We start from the raw sequence: 18,350 nt of genomic DNA on the forward strand, positions 1-18,350 counted from the left end.
CCATGATGAAGACCGCCATTGCAAAACTGACGAGGCTCGCCGCGCTTGTCCTCGTGCTCGCGCCGCTCGGTGCCTGCGCGCTGGCCGATGTCGCGAGCGGCCCGGCGCCGTCGCTTTATGTGCTGACGGCGCCAACGCCCGCCTTGCCGGGCACCGCCATGGCAGCGAATACGCAGCTTTCCGTGCGCGAGTTTCAAGCGCCGTCGGCCATCGACACGGGACGGATCGTCTTCCAGCCTTCGCCGAACGAAATCAAATATTATGCGGGCGCGCGCTGGAGCGATCGGGCGCCCCGCATGATCGCCTCGCTGCTCGTCGAGACGCTGACGAATACCGGCCGCTTCCCCGCCATTCTCGGACCGGAAACGCAAGCCCGCACCGATCTCGCGCTGACCGGCGACATCCGCGCCTTCAGTGCCTTCAGGGATGGGGCAGGCCTCGGCGAAGGCGCAACGAAAGTTCGCGTCGCCTTCTTCGTGCGCCTCGTGCGCGCGCGAGGCGGCGTCGTGTTGGCGGGCAGGGAGTTCACAGCGGAAGCCGCGTCGGCCAGCGGCAGGATGGACGACATCGTCGCCGCCTATAACGCGGCGCTCGACACCGCCCTCAGCGACATAACGGCATGGACGCTCGAACAGTCGCTCGCGGCCATGGCCGACGAAGCGCGCCTCGCCAGTTGAGCCTGCCTCAGACGAGCTTGCCGATCGCCTGTCCAAGCATCAGGTAGACCTTGCCCGTGTCCGAGGTGAGGTAGGTCTCGACCAGGATATTGTCGCGGTCGCGTGTCGATGCGGCGCCGAGCAATTCCTCGAAGCTCGCCACGAAGCGGTCAACATGGCTGCGGAATTCCGCTTCCTTGCGATATTTCTGCGCGATCCGGTCATAGAGTTCGCGGCCCGCGAGATTGTAGAGCCGCCGCGTGAAGACGTTGCGCTCGCCCGCCTGGTAGCGTTGCCAGAGTTCCGGCGGCGGGCTCTGCTCCAGCGCCCGGTCGAGATCGATGGCCAGCGCCTGCAGCGTCTCGATGACGTGGAGGGAGGCGCGCTGGAAATCCTGATCGCTGCCATGGGCGAGGTCGTGCTGCGCGCCGCCACTCTTGCGCTCGGCGGCGGCAAGCAGTTCCGACATGCCCCAGCGCCGCTGCCTGTCGGCAACGCGCGGCAGTTCCGGCTGCGGTGCCATGCGCTGCGGGAAGGCGCTTTCGCGCGGCAGCGGTGCGGGCGCGGAGCGGTCGAGCGTGCGCGCATGGCGCACCACGATTTCGGCAATGGCCGCCAGCGCGCCGATCTGCTCCTCCAGCACGTCCTTCAGGGCCTCGGCGCTCACTGCCGCTTCGCCCGGCAATTCGTCGATGCGGCTCGCCAGTTCGTCCGTCGCCTCGTGCAGGGCGCGGCCTGCTTCCCGCGCCGTGCCGCCGAGGCGGATCATGGCGGCGTTGAAGCGTTCGGACGCCGTCTCGCCATCGGCGGTTGCCGCTTCCACCAGCTTGCGCATTTCCTCGGTCCGCTGGCCGATCTCTTCGGCCAGCGTCGTCGTCACGCGCGTCACCTCGTGGTTCATCGCATTGGTCGCGGCGGTCAGCTTGCCCGTCGTCGTCTCGATCGCTTCGGTCGCGGCGCGGCTGACATCATTTGCCAGTGCGCCTGTCGCCGCCTTCAGCTCGTCCACGGTCGCGCCGATGGCGCGCGTCGCCGCGCCCGCCGAGCGGCTGACCGATGTCGAGGCGTCCGCCGCCTCGCTCGCGCCGAGGCGGATCTGGTCGGCGATGCTTTCGCGCAGCGCCGCCGCGCGCGCCGCCGCCGCCTCGAAGGTCACGTCGAGCCCGGCGCTCAGGCCGGAAACCGCGCGGGAGATTTCCGCCGTGTGATGGGCGAGCGCCTTGTCGGCCGCCGTCATGCCGTCGCGATGCGCCTCGAACACGGCCTGCAGCCGCTGATGTTCCTGCTCCAGCCGTCCGGCGGCTTCGGCAATCGTTTCGCGCTGCCGCTCGTAGCGCTGGCCGATTTCGTCGGCCTTGGACAGCGCATCGTTCGCCACGACTTCAAGCCGCGAGGATTGCCGGTCGAGCATTGTCGCCGTCTGGTCGGCGCCCGCGCGCGCCGCTTCGCTTGTCCGCGACAGGGCTTCCGCCTGTTCCGACAGCCGCTTGCTGGCCGCTTCAAGGTCGCCTTCCGCCTTGCCGGCGAGGCCGCGCACGGCATCCACCTGTTCGCGGATGGCGCGCGAGATCGTGTCGCTTTCCGCGCCCAGCGTCTTCGATATTTCCTCAAGTCCGTCCTTGTGGCGGTGGAGCAGCTCCTCCATCGTCCGTGCGCGGAATTCGGCGCGGCCTGTGCCGCGGTCGATTTCCTCCACCTCGCGCTCGACAAGCTCCTTCAGCTCGGCTGCCTGTTTCAGCGCCGCGTCGAGGCCCGCGCGCATCTCGCCCAGTTCGCGGCGCACGGCTTCGGAGATGGTGGTGATCTGGCCGGTCGCGAAATCCTCCGGGTCCGACAGGCGGATCGCCGTCCGCGCCAGCGCCTCCGACATCAGGCGCATTTCCGCGCCGCGCCAGACCGTCCAGGCCAGCATCCAGATCAGCGTGAGAGGGGCGAGCACCACAGCCGCGATCAGCCCCTGTTCGAGCGGCGCCAGCGCCTGCAATCCGTCGATGCCGTAAAGCCCGATCAGGTAGGCCGCTTCCGCGCCGATGCAGAAGATGCTCGCCAGCGCCGCCACGCCGATGATGCGCTTGCTCGGCCGCCGCGCGATCATGCGGTAGAGCGCGCCGCCGGTCGGGCTGTCCTCGTTCGCGGCGCGGATCGCCAGCGCCGTGTCGGCTTCGGCTTTCGCTGCGGCGTCTGCGGGCGCCTCGTCCGGCACCAGATCGTTGTTTTTCATGAGCTTTCCCGGCCTGAGCGCCCCCTTCGGCCATATCAAATTGTCGGATGCCATGATGGCCGTCAACCTTGCCTGCGCCGCCCCCTCGGCCAACAGAGGCAAACAAAGAAAGTCCCCGTGCACGGGGGGCATGACGGGGACGAAAAGACGGGGCGTTTCAAGCCTCGCGGCGGGCTCTTTGGGGCACCTGGCGATACTTGCGTGTGTAACAGCTTAAAGACGGTTAACCATAAATACAACGCCCGGAATCCCGCGGAAAGCCGCGCTTTAACGAATCGGTACTGTCTGGCGCGTAAAGTTTCTCCATCAGTTCAGGCGTGATGGAGCGCGGCCATGAAAACTTCCACGGCACAATTGGCCGAACATTCCTCCGGCGTCATTGCCGGTCCGGCGTCCCGCCGCCCGATCGATCTCGTCCATCTCTCGAAATACACGCTCGGCAACCGCTCGCTTGAAAACGAGCTGCTCGGTCTTTTCCGCACGCAGGCCGGCGTCTATCTCGCGCGCCTCGTGGAGGCCGCCGACGACATGGAATGGAAAAACGCCGCCCACAGTCTCAAGGGCTCCGCGCGCGGTCTCGGTGCCTGGGCACTCGCCGAACTTGCCGAAGAAGCCGAAAAACTCCTCGCCGCCGCCGATGCCCGTCCCGCGATCATGGACCGCATCGCCGCCGCCATCGCCGACGTCAACGCCTTCATCGACAGCGTCGCGGAAGCGTAAAAACAATTGTCATCCCGGCGAAAGCCGGGACCCATTGGTTCTCCCAGCAAATGCTGCCGGGTTCTGCTTTCATCAAAAAATAGAAGTGTCATCCCGGGATTTATTCCCGGGACCCATCGGCTTTTTGTTTTATGGCGAAGTGGATTGGGTCCCGGCTTTCGCCGGGATGACATCTATATATTTATCCGTATAGAGAGCTTCACCCCCGCACCATCCCCAGAACCTCCTCGGCAATCGCCAGCGATGCCGTCAGCCCCGGGCTCTCGATGCCGAACAAATTGACGAGCCCCGTTATCCCGTGTGCCTCCGGCCCCGAGATGACGAAATCCGCCGCCGCTTCGCCGGGTGCGTTGATCTTCGGCCGCACGCCGGCATAGCCCGGCGCCAGCGCGCCATCCGCCAGGCCCGGCCAATAGCGCCGCACCTCGGCATAGAAGGCGTCGCCCCGCGCCGGGTTCACCGCATAGTCGAGATCGCCGTCTTTCGGTTCGATCCATTCGACATCCGGCCCGAAGCGCGCCTGACCGCCCATGTCGAGCGTCAGATGCACGCCGAGCCCCGCCGCTTCCGGCACCGGATAGATGAGGCGGCTGAAAGGCGCGCGGCCGGTCAGCGTGAAATAATTTCCCTTGGCGAAAGAGGCGGCCGGAACATGCGCCGCGTCGAGCCCTTCAATATGCGCGGCGAGGGCAGGGGCCCAGAGTCCGCCCGCATTGATGACGATCCGTGTACGGAGCCTCATGGGTTCCTCGCCCTCGACATGGACGATGAAGCCGTTCCTGTCCCGCTCCACCCGCGTCACCCGCGACCCGAAGGCAATCGCGCCGCCTGCATCCTCGAACTCGCCTTGCAGGCTCAGCATATAGGCATGGGCATCGAGAATGCCGGTCGAGGGTGAGTGCAGCGCCGCCACGCAATGGAGCGCCGGCTCCATCGCGCGGGCCTCCGCCGCGCTCATCTCCTGAATGTCGGAGACGCCGTTCGCCCGTGCCCTCTCCGCCACGCCGCCCAGCGTGGCCAGTTGCGCCTCTTCCGTCGCGACGATCAGCTTCCCCGTCCGCCGGTAGGGCAGGCCATGCGCGTCGAGATAGCGATAAAGCATCCCGCGCCCCGCCACGCAGAACCGCGCCTTCAGGCTTCCTTCGGGATAATAGAGGCCGGCATGGATCACCTCGCTGTTCCGCGCCGAGACTTCGGTCCCGACAGCCTCATGCCGCTCCAGCACGATGGTCTCACGCCCGGCCCGCGACAACGCCCGCGCTGAAGCAAGCCCGATCACACCCGCGCCCACCACCACCGCCCCGATTTCCGCATCCGCCGCCAAATACTCTCTCCCTCAGGTCACAGTCCAAGCAGTGACGGAGAATTGGGAGGGTGGCAAGGGGCGGCTGAGGCGCGTGATGTTCGGAGGCCGCCCTATATAGAAGTGTCATCCCGGCGGAAGCCGGGAACCATGGGCCGCGCTGGGCAGGCAAAAGAGGGGATTATTTATTTTCGGAAAATCTCTACCCGGGCATAACTCACCGCGCTCATGGCAGCGCAACATATCCCCTCATGCAGCTGCGAAAGGAGGGGCGTCGTACGTAATTCAGCACCTCCCGGCGCACGCAAACCCGCTCCGCGAAGCGTGCATTTCGCTTGAGGCTGACGTCTCGCGAACACCCCAAAAAGCTTTGTGACGGTCTCGTGACAGTTCGATGACAGTCGTTGCGTTTATCCCCGCTTTGGAACCCGAAAATAAATAATCCTCGGTTTTTCCGCCCCATCCGAATCCGTATACAGATCAATATTTCGCGGCGCGGCGTTCGACCGGGCCGTCATCGGTGATTGCGATATGGGTCAGGGTCTGCTCGTCGTGGTTCATGCGCCAGGAGAGGAGCTTCTGGGCGTATTCCAGCACCAGCGGCAGGTAGTCCGGGTCGGTGGCGCGGTTCACGAATTCGTCCGGGTCCTTTTCGAGATCGAAGAAGAGCGGCGGCAGTTTCGTGAAGTGGACATATTTGTATTTCTCGTCGCGAATGATGTTCATCGTGCATTGATGCATGGTGAGGCCGAGCCGCTTCTCGGCGCTGTCGTCGGCAGGGTCGCGGAAGTCGAATTCCCAATGCGCCTCGCGCCGCCATGTCGTGGGTTCGCGCGCCTCGAGGAAGGGGCGGAGCGATGCGCCGTCGCATTGCACCGGTATCTCCGCGCCGATGAGTTCGAGCATGGTTGGCATGATGTCGACATTCTCCGTGAAGCGGTCGACCACGCTTCCGCGCGCGCCGTCCGCCGCCTTGCGCGGATCGCGGATGATCAGCGGAATGCGATAGGAGGCATCGAAGTAGCCGCATTTGCCGAGCAGCCAGTGATCGCCCATCTGTTCGCCGTGATCGGACGTGAAGATGATGAGCGTGCGGTTCCAGCGGCCGCTCGCTTTCAGGAAATCGAAGACGCGGCCGAGGGCTGCGTCCACTTCCGACATCAGCCCGTAATAGACGGCCTTCATGCGCCGCAGTTTCCTTTCGTTTCCGGGCGCGCGGTAAAGTTTCCGGCCGAGCTGATGTTCGAGCCAGGGGTGCTGCTCCGCTTCATCCGCGGGCTTCTCCTTGCGCGTGAAGCCCGGCACTGCTTCCGGGTCGTACATCGCGTTCCAGGGTTCCGAGGCGACGAAGGGCGGGTGAGGGCGCAGCAGCGAGAGATGCGCGACGAAGCGCCCCTTCGTTTCCGCGATGTAGTCCATCAGCCGGTTGGTGAGGAAGCTCGTATCGTCCGCCTCCTGAGGATAGATGAGCGGGCGCGGCACGGGCGCGCCGTCCTCATAATCGTCGCCCGGTGTCCGCGTGCCATAGGCGAAGCGGATGTCCTCCGGCACTTCGTAGCCCTCTTCCTTCAGCCAGTTTGTCCAGGGCGTCGGCCATGTGCCCATCATGCAGACGGGGCGGATGCCGGGGAGCGGGCCCTCATAAGTCCTAAGCCACGGGCTTTCCGGGTCTTCCTCGCGCGGATCCTGGCTCGTATCCGTATAGCCGAAGAGCACGGGGTCGTAGCCGATGCGCGCCGCCTCCTTCGCCCAGTTGGTATGGCGCGCGTCGAGCGGTGTGCCGTTGGTGCCGGAGCGGTGGTTCTGGAGATACATGCCGGTGTGAAGCGAGGCGCGCGACGGGCCGCAGGGAACGGCGTTCGCATAGTGCCGCTTGAAGAGAACGCCGTCCGCCGCCAGCGCGTCGAGGTTCGGGGTCTTTACCATCGGGTGGCCGAGGGCGGAGAGGCACTCGCCGCGCCACTGGTCGGCGGTGATGAAAAGAATGTCGAGCTGGTCCGTCATGTGCCGCCTCCCGTTTACCTTTACCCGAGACTATGCGGCCTCTGTGACGGGCCGACAACGGGCTTTGACGCCGGGTTATCCGGGGCTTTCCGGGGCAGGGGCGGCGCCATGCCCCGAAAGAGGGGTTGAAAAGAAAAACCGCCTGCGTCATGTATGTGCGGCCTCACGCTCGGGGCTTTCCAGCCGGCGGCGTCCGGTCCGTTCCACCTCCGACAGAAAAACGAAGATGGCGAAGATCACTTATATCGAGCACAACGGCACGGAACACACCATCGATGTCGAAAACGGCATGACGGTGATGGAAGGCGCCATCAAGAATTCGATCCCCGGCATCGATGCGGATTGCGGCGGCGCCTGCGCCTGCGCGACCTGCCATGTCTATGTCGCGGAAGGCTGGACGGAAAAGGTCGGCCCGGCGGAGAGCATGGAAGAAGACATGCTCGATTTCGCCTTCGACGTGCGCGAGAACTCGCGTCTGTCCTGCCAGATCAAGGTGACGGACGAGCTCGACGGGCTGAAGGTCAACCTGCCCGAAAAGCAGTTCTGATCCGTCGCGTCAGGCGCTGGCGATTTTCTTTTTCTTTTCGTCGAAGACCGTAAATTCGTGCTCGATCGATTTTTCGATGAGGAGCCGCCATAACGGTTCGGCGATCGCGGGGCTCAAGCCGGCGCGTTCCGCTTCCGCCAGCACCTTCGCCACCACGTCCTCGATCCGCGCCTCGTCGCGCACCGCCGACCGCTCGCCCTTGATCGCGCCGGCCTGTTCGATATAGGTCTGCCGCTCGGCGAGGAGCCGGACCAGTTCCCGATCGATTCGGTCGATCTCGCTGCGGACCTCCGGCATCGTGTTGCACTTGACCATGGGGCATTCTCCGGCAATGAGGTGCGACTGCCTCCGCACTTTCGCGCCGTAACATAGGCACGCCCGCCAGATTGTCACGGCCAAATCCGGCGATTTTTTTGCTTGGCGTTGGGGGGCGGGCGACCTATATAGGCGTCAGCGGTTGTGAAATATAAATAACCACAGAATTTGAAAGTTATTTGTGGCCCGAGCGCTGGGCCTGAACGACAGGTGGCTGAGATGACGCAAGAAACGATCACCACGGACGTGGTCATTGTCGGTGCCGGGCCGTGCGGCCTGTTCGCGGTATTCGAGCTCGGTCTTCTCGATATGAAGTGTCACCTGGTCGATATTCTCGACAAGCCGGGCGGCCAATGCGCAGAGCTTTATCCTGAAAAACCCATCTACGATATTCCGGCCCTTCCGGTTGTCAGCGGCCATGAACTGACCGAGCGGCTGATGGAACAAGCCGCGCCGTTCGGCCCGCAGTACCATTACAACGAGATGGTGGAAGAAGTTCAGAAGCTCGAAGACGGGCGCTGGCGCGTAAAGACCGATGGCGGCCTCGTCTTCGAAGCGAAGGTGGTCGTCATTGCGGCGGGCGGGGGCAGTTTCCAGCCGAAGAAGCCGCCGATCCCCGGCATCGAAGCCTATGAAGGCAAATCCGTTTTCTATGCGGTGAAGCGCATGGAAACTTTCCGGGGCAAGAACGTCCTGATTTCCGGCGGCGGCGACAGTGCGCTCGACTGGACGATCAACCTGCACCCCATCGTACAATCCATGCAGCTCATTCACCGGCGCGATGGCTTCCGCGCCGCGCCGGACAGCGTCAACAAGATGCATGCGCTGGTCGAAGAGAAGAAAATGCAATTTCATCTCGGTCAGATTACGTCGCTGCATGGCGATAACGGGCAGCTCGAAGGCGTGACCGTAAAAGGGAATGATGGCGCCGATTATCAGATCGAATGCGACACGCTGTTGCCGTTCTTCGGTCTCACGATGAAGCTTGGGCCCATTGCAAATTGGGGCATCAACCTTCACGAGAACCTCATTCCGGTCGATACCGAAAAATTCCAGACGAGCGAGCCCGGCCTCTTCGCGATCGGCGACATCAATACCTATCCGGGAAAGCTGAAGCTGATCCTTTCGGGTTTCCACGAAGCGGCGCTGATGGCCCAGGCCGCCTTCAGATATGCAAACCCCGATGCGAAGCTCACCTTCCAGTACACCACCTCATCGACAAGCCTGCAGAAGAAGCTGGGTGTCGCATAAGCTTATCGAGGTCAGTCATGCGTATCATTCTAATCGATACCGAAGGCGTCGAGCACACGCTTGAGGCCGCGGAAGGTTGGCGGGTGATGGAGATCATCCGCGACTACGGGTTTCCCATTGTGGCCGAGTGCGGGGGCGCCTGCGCCTGCGGTACCTGCCAGGTCGAAGTCGATCCGGACTGGGCCGCGAAACTTCACGAGCCGCGAGAGGAAGAGCTGGATATGCTCGACCAGAATTACGGCGGCGAATGGTCACGCCTGTCCTGTCAGCTTCTCATGAACGCGAAGCTCGACGGGCTGCGCGTGCGCCTTGCCGATATCGCGATCCGCAAAGCTGCCTGACCGGCAGCCGCTGGACAAGTCCTGCTGCAACCTGCCAAGAATGGTGCAGGAGGCATACGTGCAGCGACTCTCTTTCATTCTCATTCTGGTGTTTGCACTTTTTGTGCAGGGCAACGCTTTTGCGGAGCCGGCGCCTGCGGTAGAGACCACGCTTTATTTTGGTCTTGGTCTCGCCGATGGTGGCAGCGTGAGCGAAGACGATTGGGATGGGTTTCTCAGGGATGTCGTAACGCCGCGATTTCCCGGGGGCTTCAGCGTTGTGGAGGCCCATGGACAATGGCGTGATCCTGATGTTGCAGAGGCGCCAATCATTCGGGAAGTCACGAAAATTCTCATCATCGTTCATCCCAAGACGCCCGCCACTGAAGCTTCCATTGGTGAATTGAAATCGATCTATAGCGAACTCTTTCACCAGAAATCGGTTTTCCATACCGAGTCTCCCACACGGATTGTGGAGTAGAATTTTCGATGGCTGCGGTTTCGTTGTTTATCCAAAAAAGTTTCGAAGTATGGCCGGGTAAACTCAATCTCGCGGCATCCGGAGAAGGCGCGTGCGATGCCGTCGATGCGGGGATGGATGCCGCTCGCGATCTTTCCCTGTCATTGCTTGCCGATGCGGAGCTTTTGTCGGCCGGAACCGAGAATCCATTGCCGCGCGGAAGGGCCGGGCGTCTTGCTGTCGAGGCGATGAGTGTCTTCCGGGACTTGCTGCCGGTTGCGGCCATGCCGCCGTCATTGACGGCGGTACCAGGTGCCGTTTGCGATGCCGTACTGGCCGCGATGCTCGGGGCAGGGAGCGGGAAGGGCGGTGTCGAGGTCGCTCTGGTCTCCCTTGGGGATGTGGCGGCAATCCATCAGGAGCCGGGAGCCATCCTTGTGCAAGACGCAAGCATGCCCCCGGTTCTTGCCGAGTTTCTGAACGCACTGGGAAGCGATGTTCGAGGTGGCGTTGCCATGGGCGGCATTCGTTCGGGTATTCCGACACGAGGTTTGCTCGACAGCGTTACCGTGCAATCGAAAAGTGCCGCAATCGCGGGACTGGCCGCCGCGACCATAGCGGATGCGGCAATCGGAGCCGTTGTAGATTCCGGGTGGAAGCCTCGGGACAGATTACTTGAGCTGGCTTGGCGAAACCGCCCCGTCAGCGCTGCAACGGGGTTTGTCGAGCCGGAGCAGGTCTGGGAAGCTCTGTCCTCATCCGTCAGATGTGCAATGGCAATTCGCGAGAAGAGATTGCTCCGCGCGGCCGCTCTGGGCTTGAAAGGACGGGGCCGGACGATCGGTCCGATTGATGGAGACAGGCTATTGCGTTTCGGTGTTTCGGAGTGGCGCTGACGGAGGTGCGAGGCCATACTCACACTCATCAGAGTCCGGGGAGGGGTTGAAGATGGGCTTTTACGAACGGCATATCGTTCCTCACATCATCAATTGTGCCTGTGGCACGAAGCCGATCCGCTATCAGCGCAAGAAAGTCGTGCCGATGGCGGAGGGTACGGTGCTCGAAATCGGCATCGGCACAGGGCTTAATCTTCCCTATTACGATCCATCGAAAGTTGCGCGCGTGATCGGTCTCGATCCGTCGGAAGAGTCCTGGAAACTTGCCGGTGAGCGCGCGAAGGATTTGTCCTTTCCCGTTGAATTCATCGGTTTGCCCGGCGAACAGATTCCGCTCGACGACAAGAGTGTGGATACGGTCCTTTGTACTTTCAGTCTCTGCACGATCCCCGATCCCGTGAAAGCTCTGGAAGGGATGCGTCGTGTCCTGAGGCCGGGCGGCAAACTGGTTTTCTGCGAGCATGGTGCGGCGCCCGACGCCGATGTTGCGAAGTGGCAGGACCGGATAAATCCGGTCTGGAAGGTTCTTTTCGGCGGTTGCAACCTGAACCGGAAGGTCCCCTCGTTGATCGAGCAGGGCGGCTTCAAGGTGGCGGATCTTCAAACCATGTATCTGCCTTCAACGCCGCGTTTCGCGGGGTTCAATTACTGGGGCGTGGCCCAAGCCTGAACGGAGGATGCTGGCTCCCCTTGACTCACCGACAGGAGGAAATTAGAACAAAAAGCGAACAATGGTTTTCTCATGTCACAAGCTGCCAAAGCCGCCCTTATCGCAGACCTTAAATCCAGGATCGCCAGCCCTCTCTCGATTGGGGGGGACGGCTGCGCCGCGATGTCTCTGGGCGATGCCAAAATCGATCGCATGCTCCCCGATGGAGGTCTTCGGCTTGGGGCTTTGCATGAGATTGTGGCGGCTACCTATCATGATACGGGCGCGGTGGGCGGCTTCCTTGCGGGGCTTGCCGTTTGTGTCATGAGCAGGTCCACCGCACCCATCCTGTGGTGCGACGCAGGGCGTTCCCCCTTTGATATGGGCCGGCTTTATGGGCCCGGCATTGCGGCCTTCGGTCTCGATCCGGCGAGGCTCATCCTCGTTGCGCCGCCACGCGACAGCGATTGTCTGTGGGTGATGGAAGAAGCGCTTCGCAGCCATGCCTTTGCCGCTGTGGTGGGGGAGGTGGAGAGTTCATCTGCCTCTCTCGACCTTACCGCAACACGGCGGCTGCAGCTTGCGGCGGAGGAGGCCAAGATCCCCGTGTTCCTTTCCACCGGTTGCAGGAAAGCGGCGGGTGGTGCAAGTGCTGCCGTTACCCGCTGGCAGGTGAAGGCGGCCCCCAGTGCGCCGGTCTCTTATGCAGACGAAAAAGAAAGACTACCCGGCATTCCGCGCTGGGAGGTCGATCTGGTCCGGTCGCGTGGAGGCCAGCCCGGTCACTGGCTGGTGGAGTGGAGTGGCGCGGCAAATCTTTTTTCCGTCATCGACGCAGAAGAAACGCATCGCGCAAAGCCCGGTCTTGTTGCCGGCTATGCGAACGTGGAGGCTCTGGTCCCATTGCGGAGAATGGGCTGACGGCTGGAGGTCTTACCAGCGGCGATAGGGGTATGGATAAGGATAGGGGTAGTAGCCAGGATAAGGGCCGCCCCACCAGGGCGAGGGTGTTTGCGCTCGTCTCAATTCACGTGTGTTTGCTTCCTGCGCCCGAATTTCCCGCAGTTTCAGCAGGCAATTGGCAAAAGCTTCCGACCCTGGCGTGAAGCCGATTTTCTGACATTCAGCCTCGTCCGACTGCCGTTGGGCAGCTTCGCGAGCGGCTTGCTCTTGCGGGCTTGCGCAAGCGGCAACAACGAGCAGAAAACCGATGGCCAATGCTGACGGGATCATACGCATCTACATTACCTCCGTACGTCAGAACCCTTTGCTGACGCCGATGCCCACGCCAAAGCCAATATTGGGAGAGCGATTGGCTTCTTCCTTGGCGCGGATTTCCTTCATTTTAAGACGGCAATTGCCATAGGCCTCTGTGTCCGGCTGGAAGCCCAATTCCACGCAGTTCTGGTGATCGAGAGCATTGAGCCGCGCTTGCTCGGCCGCGGGATCGCTGCATGCGGCGAGCGCCAGCGGTGCCGTCAACATCACGCCCAAAACCAGGCGTCTGGTTTGAATTCGCGTCAGCATGCTCTGCCTCTCCGGCTGGATCCTGTTTCGTCCGTTCTTATCCAACTAATCCTATCCTTGTTTCAGGCAAGAAAGAGGCAATTCAGATTGGACTCGCCTTTCGGGTAAGCCCGATGATATGTTCCCTTTTTGTTCCATCCAGCTTCTCGGGTAGACGTATGGGAGGCGAACGCAGGATTGTTGCAGTCTGGTGGCCTCACTGGGCCATCGAACGCCTTGAGCGCGATCTCGCGCGACGAGCGCGGCCCTTGCGGGTGCCGGAGAAGCCACGTGCTCTAGCCATGCCGGGGGTGGGTGGGCTCCGTGTGACCGCGCGCAACGAACTTGCAGATGCTGCAGGGATAAGACCGGGGCAGATGGTCTCCGACGCCACGGCACTTTGTCCGGGGCTAGAGCTGCATTCAGCGGATAGGGAAGGCGATCGCAAGGGATTGGTCCGGCTGGCAGGATGGTGCGGGCGTTACACTCCCTGGACGGCGCTTGATCCTCAAGGGATCGGAGATGAACCCGATGGCATTCTGCTGGACATCACCGGGTGCGATCATCTTTTCGGCGGTGAGGCGAAGCTTCTCGAAGAATTGCGGAGACGGCTTCAGGGCTTTGGCCTGACGACACGAGCCGCCATCGCATCGACGAGGGGAGCAGCCTGGGCATTGGCTCGCTTCGGTAACCAGCCTGCTCTTGTTTTGCCGGTAAACGGAGAAGTCGATGCTCTCCGTTCGCTTCCTGTAGCCGCACTTCGATTGAATGAGGCCATCGTCAACGGCCTCATGCGTCTCGGGCTCAAAAAGATCGGCGATCTCTATGGAAAGCCCCGGGCACCTGTTACGGCACGTTTCGGACCGGAGGTTTCGCGCCGTCTCGATGAAGCGCTCGGATTTGAACCGGAGCCGATATCGCCGGAGCTTCCGCCTGTGTTCTATCGGGCCAGCATTACTTTTTCCGAAGGCCTGACGCGAAACGCGCATATCGAAGATGCTGTAAAGCGGATCGCTGCCGATCTCTGCGAAGTGCTTGAGCGGGAGCACCAGGGTGCGCGACGGTTGGAATTGCAGCTTTTCCGTGTCGATGGGGAAGTGACGCGATTGCAAGCCGGAACAGGCATTGCTTCACATGATGCCTTTCATCTCTCTCGTCTTTTTCGCGAGAAACTCGCCCAACTGGGAGATGATTTTGACACGGGGTTCGGGGTGGAAGCTCTCACGCTTTCCTGCCTTGCCGTCGACGAACTGAAGCCTGCACAGGAAACTTTCGAAAATGAAAGCAGTCGCGCGCAGGCGCTGGAACAATTTATCGACAGGCTGAGCAATCGCTTCGGGGCTGATCGTGTTCTGCGACTGGAGCCACGTGCAAGCCATATTCCCGAACGCGCAGCTGTCGCCGTTCCAGCCTTGCACGGCCATATGCCGGCCATGCAAGGCTGGAAAACCTATGTGAGCGAACAGATGGCTTCGGTTCTTGGAGGAAGCCTGCCTCGTCCTCTTCGGCTTTTGCCGTCCCCTGAAGCCGTGGATGTAATGGCGGAGGTGCCTGAAGGTCCCCCTCGTATTTTCCGTTGGCGGCGCATATCCCACCAGGTTGCCCGCGCTGAGGGACCGGAACGGCTTTCTCCGGAATGGTGGCGAGAGGGAAAGCACCGCACGCGGGATTACTACCGCGTGGAAGATATCGAAGGACGGCGTTTCTGGCTTTATCGCGATGGACTTTACCATCGGGATAATGAAGGGCCGCGCTGGTATCTGCATGGAGTGTTCGAATGAGCGCTTCGTTCGCGGAACTTGCGGTTGCCACTAATTTCAGTTTTCTGCGCGGCGCTTCACATGCCGAAGAACTGGTTCTTGCGGCGAAAGCCCAGGGACTTTCGGCAATCGGTATTGCCGACAGGAACACACTGGCCGGTATCGTGCGGGCGCATGCAGCTGCGAAAGAAGAAAAGATACGCCTTCTCGTCGGTGCCCGATTGGTGCTGCAGGATGGATTCGAGGTTATTGCCTATCCTCAGGACCGCGCTGCCTATGGAAGGCTGACGCGGCTTCTGACGCTTGGCAACAGGCGGGCGCCGAAAGGGGAATGCTTTCTTGCCATGAGCGATCTTCTGGAGCATGGCGAAGGCCACTGTTTCATTGCCATGCCGCCCCCCGTTCCGGACGAGGATTTTGAGGCGAAGCTGAGGCTGATAGCGGAGACGTTCCCGGATTCGATCTGGCTTGGTCTCACACCTTTTTACCGGGCCGATGATGTGAGGCGGCATCATGTGCTGGAGCTACTGGCGCGGAAAACCCAGGTGCCATTGGTGGCGACCAATGATGTTCTTTATCATTCACCGGACAGGAAACCGCTTCATGATGTTGTTACATGCGTTCGAGAGCATTGCACATTGAAGGAAGCCGGGTTTCGGCTCGCGGCGAATGCAGAACGGCATGTGAAATCGCCAGAAGAAATGTCGCGTCTTCTGGCGCATGTGCCGAAGGCTCTTTCCGCCACGTTCGATATTGTTGAACGGTGTTCTTTTTCCCTTGAAGAGCTCCGCTATGAATATCCAGCCGACAATTTTTCCGAACATGAAACACCTCAGGAGTTGCTTGTCCGGCTGACATGGGAAGGGGCGCGCGATTTTTTCTCGCAAGGTGTGGATGACAAGATACGGAAGGCCATCGACCATGAGCTGAAGCTTATAGAGGAAATGGCCTATGCGCCCTATTTCCTGACCGTTCATGATATTGTCAGATATGCGCGTAGTCAGAATATTCTTTGTCAGGGACGAGGCTCCGCAGCCAATTCCACTGTTTGTTTTTGCCTGGGTATTACCTCCGTCAATCCTTCCGAGATAGACTTGCTGTTCGAGCGATTTATCTCAAAAGACCGTAATGAACCGCCCGACATCGATGTCGATTTCGAGCATGAACGGCGCGAAGAGGTAATCCAGTACATTTATGAAAAATATGGGCGACACCGCGCGGGGATTGCCGCGACCGTGATTTCCTATCGGTCGCGAAGCGCCATTCGCGATGTGGGCAAGGTATTCGGTCTCTCGGAAGATGTCATAAGCGCCTTGTCGCGTTCTACCTGGGGCTGGTCGAGCAGTGGTGTCTCGCAAAAGGATGCACGCGAAATAGGCCTCGATCCGTCCGATCGACGGCTTCGGCTTGCGCTAAAACTTGCCGGAGAGCTGATTGGATTCCCCCGCCATCTTTCGCAGCATGTCGGCGGATTCGTTATTACAAAAGGTCCGCTGGATGAAGTCGTGCCGATACAGAATGCTGCAATGGATGACCGTACTTTCGTCGAATGGGACAAGGACGATCTCGACACGCTCGGCATCCTGAAAATCGATGTCCTGGCGTTGGGAATGCTCACCTGCATCCGGAAGGCTTTCGAGTTCATCGAGAAGCATTACGCCAGACCAATGACCCTCGCCGGTGTGCCGCAGGGCGACAAGGCAGTCTATGACATGCTTTGCGAAGCGGATGCCATCGGCGTATTTCAGGTCGAAAGCCGGGCGCAGATGTCGATGCTGCCACGCCTGAAGCCCCGGAATTTCTACGACCTTGTCGTCGAGGTCGCGATCGTGCGTCCGGGGCCGATACAGGGTGACATGGTGCATCCCTATTTGCGGAGGCGGAGCGGAAAGGAGGAAATCACATATCCTTCTTCTGTCCTGGAGGAAGTTCTTGAAAGGACATACGGCGTGCCGCTCTTTCAGGAACAGGCGATGAAGATCGCTATCGTCGCTGCCGGCTTTACACCCGGTGAGTCGGACCAGCTACGCCGTGCGATGGCAACCTTCCGCAAGTCCGGAACAATCGGCATGTATCGTGACAAGTTCATCGCAGGAATGCTCAAGAATGGCTACAAACAAGATTTTGCAGAGCGCTGCTTCAAGCAGATCGAAGGATTTGCCGATTACGGTTTTCCGGAAAGCCACGCAGCCAGCTTTGCGCGTCTGGCTTATATTTCTGCATGGCTCAAGTATCACTATCCGGATGCATTCTGCGCGGCTCTTCTGAATTCTCAACCAATGGGTTTCTATGCGCCGGCGCAGCTTGTTCGCGATGCAAGCGAGCATGGCGTGGAGGTGCGACCCGTCGATGTGAACCATAGCGACTGGGACTGCACACTTGAGAAGACAACGGGAGGAAAATGCGCTGTCCGGCTCGGTTTGCGGCAGGTGAAAGGCGTGCAGATTGCAACAGGGGAAACGATCGAAGGGAAGCGAGGAAAGGGGTTCGATTCCATCCGACATTTATGGCTGAAGACGGGACTTGGGCCACGGGTCATCGAGAAGCTTGCCGATGCCGATGCATTCAGATCCATCGGCTTCGACCGGCGGGAGGCGCTTTGGGCAGTTCGCGGGCTGGGGGGATACGGGAACGGACAGAACGGCACAACGCCGGCGGCTTTGCCACTCTTTGCCACTCTGGAAGAGGGAGGTCTGCAGGTTGAAGAAGACGTATCCTTACCGGCTATGCCGCCCGGCGAGCATGTCGTGCTCGATTACGCAATGCTCCGGCTTTCTCTCAAGGCGCATCCGATTTCCTTTCTCCGCCCTCGTTTTGCCGCTTGCGGTGCAATATCCAGCCGGCAATTGAAGGAAACGGAAGCGGGCAAGCGTATAAGCATTGCAGGTCTTGTGCTCGTGCGTCAGAGGCCGGGAACTGCCAGCGGCGTTATTTTCGCGACGCTTGAGGACGAGACAGGCATCGCCAATATCATCATATGGCCCAAGCTTTACGAAAAACGGCGCCGGATCGTTCTTACGTCACGTCTTCTGTTCGTACGGGGGCGGATACAGAAGGAAGGCATCGTGATCCATATCGTGGCGGATGATCTGGAAGACTGGACACATGAACTTGCACATCTGTCTTCAGAAGCGGATATCGGCGAAGCTTTGATTTCCCCGGCTGACGGGGTGAAGCATCCCGGACAAGACCCGCGCGATGGCAACCATACGCGTGAGGAACAGAAAAGAATGCGCGCCGCCCGCTTTGTGCCGAAGAGCCGCGATTTTCACTGATAGCGTCGAAGTGCGAAAAACTGTGCCATGCTGCCTGTAATTTCCGAAGCAATGAAGAGCCAGAGGACCGGCGTGGCGCCCTGCGCGATTGCGTAGGCAATCAACGCCGCGACCGCGAGTCTCGCACCCGCATCAATGCGCGCGAGAGCTGGGATAGGTGTTCTCAGCCGGGCGAAAGCCCAGACGACACCGAGGACGCCCATGATATGAACGAACATCATGGAGAGCGGCCCCATCTCGAACAAGGTAACTGGCGTGCCGAAGCCTGCTTGCCTGTCCATTTCATGGATAAGGGAGATCAATGCTTCGGCAACGAAAGGAATGGCGAAAGGTGCTGTTAGCGCGAGGTCGCACCAAGCTACTGCCTTTATTGTCCTCTCCTGCATTTCGTATCCTTTTGTACATGCGACATTCCGCTGCTAGATCATGCGCGGAGTTTGGCGCGATTCTGCTAGTATCTATCGAGC

At 60.7% G+C, this 18,350-nt stretch carries 18 protein-coding genes; 11 read left to right on the forward strand and 7 right to left on the reverse strand.

The features are described from left to right. Positions 1 to 2 precede the first annotated feature (2 nt). Entirely contained in the window at positions 3 to 677 is a 675-nt protein-coding gene (locus tag PLAV_RS12740) for an ABC-type transport auxiliary lipoprotein family protein (protein WP_041535995.1), read from the forward strand. 7 nt (positions 678 to 684) lie between these two features. Here PLAV_RS12740 and PLAV_RS12745 read toward each other — a convergent pair whose 3' ends face one another. Next, on the reverse strand, positions 685 to 2,877 hold the full coding sequence (locus PLAV_RS12745; RefSeq protein WP_143710217.1) for a coiled-coil domain-containing protein: 2,193 nt from the start codon (positions 2,875 to 2,877) through the stop codon (positions 685 to 687). Between the two features lie 333 nt (positions 2,878 to 3,210). Between PLAV_RS12745 and PLAV_RS12750 the strand changes: the two genes are divergently transcribed. Further along, positions 3,211 to 3,597, forward strand: coding sequence for an Hpt domain-containing protein (locus PLAV_RS12750; protein WP_012111437.1), 387 nt, complete (start codon positions 3,211 to 3,213; stop codon positions 3,595 to 3,597). A gap of 199 nt (positions 3,598 to 3,796) precedes the next feature. Here PLAV_RS12750 and PLAV_RS12755 read toward each other — a convergent pair whose 3' ends face one another. Together PLAV_RS12755 and PLAV_RS12760 are read right to left on the reverse strand one after the other, a co-directional pair. Further along, entirely contained in the window at positions 3,797 to 4,921 is a 1,125-nt protein-coding gene (locus tag PLAV_RS12755; protein ID WP_012111438.1) for an NAD(P)/FAD-dependent oxidoreductase, read from the reverse strand. A 459-nt stretch (positions 4,922 to 5,380) separates the two neighbouring features. Then, on the reverse strand, positions 5,381 to 6,904 hold the full coding sequence (locus tag PLAV_RS12760) for an alkaline phosphatase family protein (RefSeq protein ID WP_012111439.1): 1,524 nt from the start codon (positions 6,902 to 6,904) through the stop codon (positions 5,381 to 5,383). A gap of 226 nt (positions 6,905 to 7,130) precedes the next feature. Between PLAV_RS12760 and PLAV_RS12765 the strand changes: the two genes are divergently transcribed. After that, positions 7,131 to 7,451 (forward strand): 2Fe-2S iron-sulfur cluster-binding protein, encoded by a 321-nt coding sequence (locus PLAV_RS12765; protein ID WP_012111440.1) that lies wholly within the window; start codon positions 7,131 to 7,133, stop codon positions 7,449 to 7,451. A gap of 9 nt (positions 7,452 to 7,460) precedes the next feature. Here the strand turns inward: PLAV_RS12765 and PLAV_RS12770 are convergent, their stop codons facing one another. Continuing rightward, complete coding sequence (locus PLAV_RS12770; protein WP_012111441.1) at positions 7,461 to 7,766, reverse strand: chorismate mutase; 306 nt, start codon at positions 7,764 to 7,766, stop codon at positions 7,461 to 7,463. A 219-nt stretch (positions 7,767 to 7,985) separates the two neighbouring features. Between PLAV_RS12770 and PLAV_RS12775 the strand changes: the two genes are divergently transcribed. From PLAV_RS12775 to PLAV_RS12800, 6 genes are all read left to right on the forward strand, one after another. Beyond that, positions 7,986 to 9,017, forward strand: a complete 1,032-nt coding sequence (locus PLAV_RS12775; protein ID WP_012111442.1) for an NAD(P)/FAD-dependent oxidoreductase — start codon at positions 7,986 to 7,988, stop codon at positions 9,015 to 9,017. 17 nt (positions 9,018 to 9,034) lie between these two features. Then, positions 9,035 to 9,358, forward strand: coding sequence for a 2Fe-2S iron-sulfur cluster-binding protein (locus PLAV_RS12780; RefSeq protein WP_012111443.1), 324 nt, complete (start codon positions 9,035 to 9,037; stop codon positions 9,356 to 9,358). Between the two features lie 58 nt (positions 9,359 to 9,416). Then, the gene (locus PLAV_RS12785; RefSeq protein ID WP_168713202.1) at positions 9,417 to 9,818 is read left to right on the forward strand and encodes a DUF3574 domain-containing protein; all 402 of its coding nucleotides are present in this window, start codon (positions 9,417 to 9,419) and stop codon (positions 9,816 to 9,818) included. Between the two features lie 8 nt (positions 9,819 to 9,826). After that, positions 9,827 to 10,693, forward strand: a complete 867-nt coding sequence (locus PLAV_RS12790; protein WP_012111445.1) for a hypothetical protein — start codon at positions 9,827 to 9,829, stop codon at positions 10,691 to 10,693. A gap of 52 nt (positions 10,694 to 10,745) precedes the next feature. Continuing rightward, a complete protein-coding gene (locus PLAV_RS12795) occupies positions 10,746 to 11,363 on the forward strand; it encodes a class I SAM-dependent methyltransferase (RefSeq protein WP_012111446.1) in 618 nt (205 codons plus the stop codon). Between the two features lie 303 nt (positions 11,364 to 11,666). Continuing rightward, a complete protein-coding gene (locus PLAV_RS12800; protein ID WP_143710218.1) occupies positions 11,667 to 12,263 on the forward strand; it encodes an ImuA family protein in 597 nt (198 codons plus the stop codon). Positions 12,264 to 12,275: 12 nt separating this feature from the next. Here the strand turns inward: PLAV_RS12800 and PLAV_RS19520 are convergent, their stop codons facing one another. Together PLAV_RS19520 and PLAV_RS12805 are read right to left on the reverse strand one after the other, a co-directional pair. Then, positions 12,276 to 12,581 (reverse strand): hypothetical protein, encoded by a 306-nt coding sequence (locus tag PLAV_RS19520; RefSeq protein WP_012111448.1) that lies wholly within the window; start codon positions 12,579 to 12,581, stop codon positions 12,276 to 12,278. 18 nt (positions 12,582 to 12,599) lie between these two features. Continuing rightward, positions 12,600 to 12,827 (reverse strand): hypothetical protein, encoded by a 228-nt coding sequence (locus PLAV_RS12805; RefSeq protein ID WP_143710219.1) that lies wholly within the window; start codon positions 12,825 to 12,827, stop codon positions 12,600 to 12,602. Between PLAV_RS12805 and PLAV_RS19395 the strand changes: the two genes are divergently transcribed. Then, positions 12,815 to 14,629 carry a DNA polymerase Y family protein gene (locus PLAV_RS19395; protein ID WP_245545151.1) on the forward strand — a complete coding sequence of 605 codons (1,815 nt, stop codon included), beginning with the start codon at positions 12,815 to 12,817 and terminating at the stop codon, positions 14,627 to 14,629. The genes PLAV_RS12805 and PLAV_RS19395 overlap by 13 nt on opposite strands. After that, a complete protein-coding gene (locus PLAV_RS12820; RefSeq protein ID WP_012111451.1) occupies positions 14,626 to 17,883 on the forward strand; it encodes an error-prone DNA polymerase in 3,258 nt (1,085 codons plus the stop codon). Before PLAV_RS19395 ends, PLAV_RS12820 begins: the two co-directional genes overlap by 4 nt. Here PLAV_RS12820 and PLAV_RS12825 read toward each other — a convergent pair. Further along, a complete protein-coding gene (locus PLAV_RS12825) occupies positions 17,877 to 18,269 on the reverse strand; it encodes a hypothetical protein (RefSeq protein ID WP_012111452.1) in 393 nt (130 codons plus the stop codon). The two genes, PLAV_RS12820 and PLAV_RS12825, sit on opposite strands and share 7 nt — an antisense overlap. Between the last annotated feature and the right edge of the window lie 81 nt (positions 18,270 to 18,350).

The sequence above is a fragment of the Parvibaculum lavamentivorans DS-1 genome (genome assembly GCF_000017565.1).
In the GTDB taxonomy this organism is placed as follows: domain Bacteria; phylum Pseudomonadota; class Alphaproteobacteria; order Parvibaculales; family Parvibaculaceae; genus Parvibaculum; species Parvibaculum lavamentivorans.

Coding starts and splice junctions, on each gene's coding strand:
- PLAV_RS12825 (WP_012111452.1), bottom strand. CDS start 18,269: ATGCAGGAGAGGACAATAAAGGCAGTAGCTTGGTGCGACCTCGCGCTA.
- PLAV_RS12800 (WP_143710218.1), top strand. CDS start 11,667: ATGAGCAGGTCCACCGCACCCATCCTGTGGTGCGACGCAGGGCGTTCC.
- PLAV_RS12820 (WP_012111451.1), top strand. CDS start 14,626: ATGAGCGCTTCGTTCGCGGAACTTGCGGTTGCCACTAATTTCAGTTTT.
- PLAV_RS12805 (WP_143710219.1), bottom strand. CDS start 12,827: ATGTTGACGGCACCGCTGGCGCTCGCCGCATGCAGCGATCCCGCGGCC.
- PLAV_RS12770 (WP_012111441.1), bottom strand. CDS start 7,766: ATGGTCAAGTGCAACACGATGCCGGAGGTCCGCAGCGAGATCGACCGA.
- PLAV_RS12750 (WP_012111437.1), top strand. CDS start 3,211: ATGAAAACTTCCACGGCACAATTGGCCGAACATTCCTCCGGCGTCATT.
- PLAV_RS12795 (WP_012111446.1), top strand. CDS start 10,746: ATGGGCTTTTACGAACGGCATATCGTTCCTCACATCATCAATTGTGCC.
- PLAV_RS12745 (WP_143710217.1), bottom strand. CDS start 2,877: ATGAAAAACAACGATCTGGTGCCGGACGAGGCGCCCGCAGACGCCGCA.
- PLAV_RS12740 (WP_041535995.1), top strand. CDS start 3: ATGATGAAGACCGCCATTGCAAAACTGACGAGGCTCGCCGCGCTTGTC.
- PLAV_RS12780 (WP_012111443.1), top strand. CDS start 9,035: ATGCGTATCATTCTAATCGATACCGAAGGCGTCGAGCACACGCTTGAG.
- PLAV_RS12765 (WP_012111440.1), top strand. CDS start 7,131: ATGGCGAAGATCACTTATATCGAGCACAACGGCACGGAACACACCATC.
- PLAV_RS12790 (WP_012111445.1), top strand. CDS start 9,827: ATGGCTGCGGTTTCGTTGTTTATCCAAAAAAGTTTCGAAGTATGGCCG.
- PLAV_RS12760 (WP_012111439.1), bottom strand. CDS start 6,904: ATGACGGACCAGCTCGACATTCTTTTCATCACCGCCGACCAGTGGCGC.
- PLAV_RS12775 (WP_012111442.1), top strand. CDS start 7,986: ATGACGCAAGAAACGATCACCACGGACGTGGTCATTGTCGGTGCCGGG.
- PLAV_RS19520 (WP_012111448.1), bottom strand. CDS start 12,581: ATGCGTATGATCCCGTCAGCATTGGCCATCGGTTTTCTGCTCGTTGTT.